This is a genomic window from Streptomyces sp. N35, assembly GCF_016464295.1.
In the GTDB taxonomy this organism is placed as follows: Bacteria; Actinomycetota; Actinomycetes; order Streptomycetales; family Streptomycetaceae; genus Streptomyces.
The window spans coordinates 1-2202 of sequence record NZ_JAEIMH010000059.1; the positions used below are offsets into that span (position 1 = coordinate 1).

At 70.8% G+C, this 2202-nt stretch carries 3 protein-coding genes; 2 read left to right on the plus strand and 1 reads right to left on the minus strand.

The genetic code is table 11. The features are described 5' to 3' along the window. Positions 1-154: 154 nt before the first annotated feature. Complete coding sequence (locus JAO81_RS28120; protein WP_199550761.1) at positions 155-349, minus strand: antitoxin; 195 nt, start codon at positions 347-349, stop codon at positions 155-157. Between the two features lie 201 nt (positions 350-550). Here JAO81_RS28120 and JAO81_RS28125 point away from each other — a divergent pair, with 201 nt between their 5' ends. Together JAO81_RS28125 and JAO81_RS28130 are read left to right on the plus strand one after the other, a co-directional pair. Next, a complete protein-coding gene (locus JAO81_RS28125) occupies positions 551-1267 on the plus strand; it encodes an HNH endonuclease family protein (protein ID WP_199550762.1) in 717 nt (238 codons plus the stop codon). A gap of 122 nt (positions 1268-1389) precedes the next feature. Next, the gene (locus JAO81_RS28130; RefSeq protein WP_199550763.1) at positions 1390-2139 is read left to right on the plus strand and encodes an N-acetyltransferase; all 750 of its coding nucleotides are present in this window, start codon (positions 1390-1392) and stop codon (positions 2137-2139) included. Positions 2140-2202 lie beyond the last annotated feature (63 nt).

The following is a 2202-nucleotide window of genomic DNA, read 5'->3' on the forward strand; positions in this document are numbered from 1 at the left end:
CGTACGAGAGAGCCGTCCGCGGAGGTGCTGGAGTCTGAGCGTACGAGAGAGCCGTCCGCGGAGGTGCTGGAGTCTGAGCGTACGAGAGAGCCGTCCGCGGAGGTGCTGGACCGCGGACGGCTCTTTCTCGCAGTGGTGCGGTGGGGCCCTGTGGTCAGCCCTGCTTGCCGTCGAGCTTGTCGATCTGCTCGGTGGCGGCCTGCTGCGCCTTGTCCACGTGCTCGGCGTACTTGCCGCCGGTCTTCTCGTCGACTTCGTCACCGACGCTCTTGACGACCTCGTTGGCCTTGTCCTCGGCCTGGCCGCCGAACTTTTCCTTCATTTCGTTGATCTTGTCGCCGAGACCCATGCGTGGGCTCCCTTCGGGGGCGGGGGGCGTAGGGAAGGTGGCACATATGCCACATTTCGCCCGTCGCTTCCGACCATACGCCCGCCCTCGACCAAATGCCCACCGATGCCAAGGAATGGCCGGGTACGCCCGTGGTACCCGGTATCGCCGGCCGGGTAGGGTCGGTGCCCGTCGCAGGGACGTCACAGGGGAGGGACCGGGGTGGGGCGCGTTCGCACGCTGCTGGGGTGTGCACTGCTCACGGCGGTGGCCGTCGGCTGTACGCCCGTCGAGGAGAAGCCGCCCGGCGGGGAGAGGCCGGTCGCCGGCGGCAAGCCCGGATCGGCGCTCGCCGCCGTCGAGGAGCTGACCGTGAAGGGCCGCGCGCCCAAGACCGGCTACGACCGCTCCCGCTTCGGCAGCCCCTGGGCCGACACCGATTCCAACGGCTGCGGGACCCGGGACGACATCCTCGCCCGCGACCTGGAGCAGGCGCGTACCGAGAACGACTGCAAGGTGGTCGCCGGGAAGCTGGCGCCCGACCCGTACAGCGGCAAGGACATCTCGTTCGAACGCGGGCGCAGCCAGGTCGACATAGATCATCTGGTGGCGCTCTCGGACGCGTGGCAGAAGGGCGCGCAGCAGTGGAAGCCCGGCAAGCGCATCGCGTTCGCCAACGACCCGTTGAATCTGCTCGCGGTCGGGGCGAGCGTGAACCGCTCCAAGGGCGACGGCGACACGGCGACCTGGCTGCCCCCGGTGAAGTCGTACCGCTGCGCGTATGTGGCGGGGCAGGTCGCGGTGAAGCGGAAGTACGGGGTGTGGGTGACCTCGGCGGAACAGGATGCGATGCGCCGGGTCCTCGACGGCTGCCCGGAGCAGGCCCTGCCGGTGGGGAACGCGCCCACGGTGGCGCCCGGCCGTTTCCACGCGGACTGATCGCAGCTGAACGTGGACCGGTCGCGGGCGGACCGCCGACTGCTCAAGGCCGACTGCTCAAGGCCGACCGGGCCGCCGGAAAACCGCTTGGCGGCCTTCAGGGTCCCGGCTACCGTGCCCGCATGAGCGACATCACGGTCACCACCCTCGCCGAACGCCCCCACCTCCAGGGCGCGATGGACGAGATGCCCGAGACCTGGAACGAGTTCGTGCGCCACGATCTCGTCGGCTGGTCGCACTACCCGCGGATCGCGGACGAGCTGCCCGACTACACCCTCGTCGCGACCGACGGCGGCGGCGCCGTGGTGGCCAAGGCCATGAGCGTGCCGTTCGCGCTGAACGCACGCGGGCGCGGGGAGCTTCCGGCGGGCGGCTGGGCCAGGGTGCTGCAGTGGGCGTTCTCCGATCTGAAGTACGGGCGCACGCCCGACACCGTGAGCGCCATCGAGATCAGCGTCGCCGACGGGCAGCAGGGCAGGGGCCTTTCGCACACGATGCTCGGCGCGATGCGCGACAACGCACGGGCCCGCGGCTTCTCGGAGGTCGTCGCCCCGGTGCGGCCCAACGCCAAGCACCTGGAGCCGCTCACCCCGATCGAGGAGTACGTGCTGCGGGTGCGCGACGAGGACGGTCTGCCGACCGACCCCTGGCTGCGGGTGCACGTACGGGCCGGCGGTGTGATCGAGAAGGTCGCGCCCGTGTCGATGTGTGTGAACGGCACGCTCGCCCAGTGGCGCGAGTGGACCGGGCAGCCCTTCGACAAGGGCGGCGAGATCGAGATCCCCGGCGCGCTGGTACCCGTGCACTGCGTACCCGAGCGGGATTACGCCGTGTACGTGGAGCCCAACGTCTGGGTGCGGCACGCGCTTTGAGCAAACGGGAAGGGTGGGCCCCCCCCCCCCGGGGGGGCCCCCCCCCCCGGACGCGGGGGGGAG

Bases quoted from the DNA above. Each gene is read 5' to 3' on its own strand.
- JAO81_RS28130 (WP_199550763.1), top strand. From the start codon at position 1,390: ATGAGCGACATCACGGTCACCACCCTCGCCGAACGCCCCCACCTCCAG.
- JAO81_RS28120 (WP_199550761.1), bottom strand. From the start codon at position 349: ATGGGTCTCGGCGACAAGATCAACGAAATGAAGGAAAAGTTCGGCGGC.